Source organism: Micromonospora sp. NPDC003776 (assembly GCF_053605645.1).
The window spans coordinates 1-4,318 of the sequence record NZ_JBSGJR010000579.1 but is presented as its reverse complement, the minus strand read 5'-3'; the positions used below and the strand labels follow the sequence as shown (position 1 = coordinate 4,318).

Annotated in this window: 2 protein-coding genes; both read left to right on the top strand. The window is 69.4% G+C overall.

Annotated elements, in window-relative coordinates:
* Window positions 1–1,121 precede the first annotated feature (1,121 nt).
* Window positions 1,122–1,493, top strand: a complete 372-nt coding sequence (locus tag ACWEVO_RS31240) for a YciI family protein (protein WP_452311055.1) — start codon at window positions 1,122–1,124, stop codon at window positions 1,491–1,493.
* Window positions 1,494–1,900: 407 nt separating this feature from the next.
* Entirely contained in the window at window positions 1,901–4,279 is a 2,379-nt protein-coding gene (locus ACWEVO_RS31235; RefSeq protein ID WP_452311054.1) for a WD40/YVTN/BNR-like repeat-containing protein, read from the top strand.
* The last annotated feature ends 39 nt before the right edge of the window (window positions 4,280–4,318 follow it).

Below are 4,318 nucleotides of genomic sequence, written 5' to 3'. Positions count from 1 at the left end.
CGCGTGGACCAGCGCCGCGGTCCAGGGGCGCCGCCGCAGCGGTCCTTGCCCCGGCGCTCCAGCGCCCGGCGGTCCGGGCGGTCCGGGACGCTGTCGGGCGGTCCGGGCGGTCCGGGCGGTCCGGGCGGTCCGGGACGCGGTCCGGGCGGTCCCGGACGGCAGGAGGCGGGCACAACACCGGTCCGGGACCGCGGCCCGGAGACCGTTGCGCTGGTCCCGGTGGCCGGCGATTCCTGTCAGACCTGAGCCGTCCGGGTGCGGCGAGCGAGCGATTCTGTCAGCAAGCCCGACATCTGACAGCACCTGACCCGACCTAACAGCATCTGACCTCGTGGATGGGCGAACAGTTGATCTCCGTAGAACCTGGGGCGGTTCAAAATCGGCGACGTTGTCAGCCCTGACAGGGCCTGACAACGGCGTAGCAGCGGTACGGCAATTCCGCGGCTGTCGCCATGGCCTGCTCGGCTACACCAGCACCCGGCCCGACTGTCGAGAAGGACTGCCTTGGGCTCTCGTCGCGGCCGAGCCGGCCTGTGGTTGTCAGCCAGCGTGTGGGGGCTCGGCCGGATGCGGCCTTGGGGGCTCGGTTGGGGGCGTCGGCGATTCGAGCCCCCACACGAGGCTCGCCGATCTACCCTGTCAGCCGGATGAGCTGGGAAAACACCACTCCGACAGGAGCCCATCGGCAAGATCAACCTATCCCGACTCCCTAATACTTCTTAGGGACCCCCAAGGGGTTCTTACGCGAGGTACGCCACGAGGGAGGCCCTGCTGCCTGCTGACGTACCGCCGGGATTGCTCCGGGCCAGACTAGGATTTGCTGGTCCGGGCGACGGCAACGAGCGCGGCGCTCAGCATCATGTCTTCCGGCGCGATCATCGACAGCAGCGAGCCGGGCTCTGAAGATCAGGCAAGATCGCATCGCGCGGAACGTCCGTTCGCGGTCAGGTCACCGGTCGGGCCTGTCAGAAGCCAAGCCGGGGCATCGTCATCGGCGGTGGGGCGATGGTTCGTGTCGTCCGGTGAAAATTCTTCTGGGCCAGCGTCGGATCCGGGGCGGGCCGTTCGTAGAACAGGTGTGAGGCGGCGGGAGTGGGCCGCCGGGACAAGGGAGTCATGGCATGACGCGGTACCTGATCTCGTTCAATGACGGCGCGATGGACCACATCCCCGGCGATGAGATGTCCGATGTGGGCAAGGCCTCGCACGCGGTGATTCAGGAGGCCGTGAACGCCGGCGTGTTCGTGTTCGGGGCCGGACTCGAACGCCAGAGGGCGAGCGTCGTGGCCACGGACGGGATCGTCACAGACGGCCCTTACCCGGAGACCAAGGAGGTCATCGGCGGGTTCGTGGTCGTCGACGTGGCCTCACGCGAGGAAGCGCTGACGTGGGCTGCCAAGATCGCCGTCGGCTGCCGCTGCGCGCAAGAGGTCCGGGAACTCCTGCCCGACCCCGAAACTGACGCGATGCTCCGCCAGGCTGACCGGCGATGACATCCCGAAGACGACTGATCGAGGAAGACCAGCCACGTTAGGGCGAGAGTTCGGTCCGCGGTCGCTGTGGCGGATCAAGTGGCCGCCACGGGCATCGGGCGACCCGCTCGCGTCGCCATCAACCGCTCCAGATGCTTGCGAATCACGCGGATGTCGTCCCGGGGGAGCTGCCGGTGCACCTGGTCCGCGCCGTAGGTAGCCGGAGGCCGCCGCAACTCGCCGCCTTCGCTGCCCAACCGCCGGTTCTCCTCGACTATCCCGCTTCCTCACCCGCGTCAACTCCGACCGGCAGGCGACCCACGACCGGGCATTGCGTCTGATCGATATCGGCGTAAGGTCGGCTGTGCTCAGCACTCATGACAGCCCGCCCGGCCACGCCGGATTGCCTCACGATGCGGAGTTGGCGCATGAAACTGCAGACGAGACGGCTGCCGGTGATCATCGCGGCAGTTTTGGTCCTGGCCCTGGCGGCCTTCGGCCTCCAACGACTCGCGTTCCCCGACCGTTCGGACGCGGGGCGGGAAAAGGCCGAAGCGGCCGAGCATGAGGGCGAGGAGGAAGACGAGGGTGGCCCGCAGCGCCCGGCCGACTACCTGACCCTGAAATGGACTTCCGCCCAGGACGTAACCCAGGAGCAGGTCGAGCGGTCGAAGCGGCAGGCCGCCGCGATCCCCAGGGGCGCCGGTGGCGCCTGGAGCCTGGTCGGGCCGTCCAACGTCGGCGGCCGCGTCGTCGACCTGGTCGTCGACCCGCGAAACCCCGACACCGTCTACACGGCGGTCTCCGGCGGCGGCGTGTGGAAGAGCACCGACGCCGGCGAACACTGGGCACCCGCCTGGCCGGACGGCCAGACGCAGGTGATGGGCGCGCTCGCAATGGGCCCGGACGGCACACTGTGGGCCGGTACCGGGGAGGCGAACCCGTCCGGCGGGGGACTGACCTACTTCGGCGACGGCATCTACAAGTCCACCGACGGTGGGGCCACCTGGCAGCACTGGGGCCTAATCGACAGTGCGGCGATCGGCCGGATCGTGGTGGACCCGACCGACCCGCAGCGGGTCTTCGTCGCCGCGTCCGGCTCGATCTCCCGGTCGGTGTCCCAGCGCGGCATCTACCGCGTCGACAACGGCGGCAAGGACTGGAAGCTCGTCCTCGCGCCGCCGAACGACACGACCGGTGGCATCGACCTGGCCGTCGACCCGAGCAACCACAACCGGGTCTTCGCGGCACTGTGGGACCACAAGCGCAACAACGGCGCCCGGACGTACGGCGGCATCGGTTCCGGTCTGTTCCGCTCCGACGACGGCGGAGACAGCTGGCGGCGGCTGGAGAACATCGTCGGGCCGCTCAGCTCCTACGATCAGACCGGCACCGGCCTGCACGCCGACGCCAGCCTCGGCCGGATCGGTGTCGCGCTCGCCCCGTCGAACCCGCAACGGGTGTACGTCGTCTTCGGCAGCCCGTACGGCCCGGACAAGGGCTTCTACGTCTCCAACGACGGTGGTGACTCGTTCACGGTCGGCGGCCGGCCGGGCGCCTCGGGTGGGTATCAGTGGTGGTTCGGCCGGCTGTGGGTGGACCCGGCCAACCCCGACCACCTGTTCTCCGCCGACGTGAACCTGCGCGAGTCCGTCGACGCCGGGGCGACCTGGCGCACGTCCGGGGGAGTGCACGCCGACCAGCACGCCATGCAGTGGGACCCGAACGTGCCCAACCGGGTCTACCTGGGCAACGACGGCGGCATGTACCGGTCGGACAACAACGGCGCGGGCGGCTCGTGGAAGCACGCCAGCTACGAGCCGTGGAACCAGTCGTACCACCTGGCGGTCGCCGCCGACGACCCGAACCGGCTGGCCACCGGCCTGCAGGACAACGGCAGCGTACGGACCTGGACGGCGACCGCGGAGCCGGGCGACCTCAGCCAGTGGAACGCGTTCGGCGGCGGTGACGGCCACGAGGTGGTCATCGACTACACCGACCACGACATCTACTACGAGTGCCTGCAGGTCGGCTCCTGCCGCCGCCACGAGGACGTCGGCGGCGTGACCCGCAACATCCCGCTCGGTGCCCGGCACTCGTCCCGGATCACCACCGACGCGCCGCTGATCCTCGACCCGAACAACCCCGAGGTCGTCTACTTCGGCGGAAACGTGCTCGACCGCTCCACCGACCGCGGCGCGACATTCACCCAGATCAGCCCACCCGGCGACGCCCTGACCGGGCCGGTGCCGGCAGAGGAGGACGACCTCGGTCCGTTCTACTCCAACCAGTACGCGACGATCACCTGGATCGCGCCGGCGAAGACCGCGCCGAACACGATCTACCTCGGCACCGACACCGGGCGGCTGTGGAAGACCACCGACCTCGGCGCGCACTGGACCGAGTTCACGGGCAAGGGCCTTCCGCAGCGCTGGGTGAACGCGATCGTGGTGGACCCGACCGACGCCGACCACGTCTACGTGGCCTACTCCGGCTACCGCGAGGGCGACGAGTCGGCCAACATCTGGCAGACCACGGACGGCGGGCGGACCTGGAGCAACATCAGCGGGAACCTGCCGAACGCCCCCGTCGAAATGATCACGTACGACCAGCCGCAGCACCAGCTGTACGCGGCGACCGACTTCGGCGTCTTCTATCTCAAGAACGGCAAGAAGAACTGGTCCCGGCTCGGCCAGGGCCTGCCGGCCACGTCGGTGCTGGACATCAAGCTCACCGGCGACGGCAGCACGATCTACGCGGCGACCTTCGGGCGGAGCGTCTGGAAGCTGCCGGTTCCACGCGACTGAGGCCCGCGGTGGTGCCGGCGTCCCTGTGCGGGCGCCGGC

Excerpts from the sequence above, each read along its gene's own strand:
- ACWEVO_RS31235 (WP_452311054.1), top strand. The coding sequence starts at position 1,901 with ATGAAACTGCAGACGAGACGGCTGCCGGTGATCATCGCGGCAGTTTTG.
- ACWEVO_RS31240 (WP_452311055.1), top strand. The coding sequence starts at position 1,122 with ATGACGCGGTACCTGATCTCGTTCAATGACGGCGCGATGGACCACATC.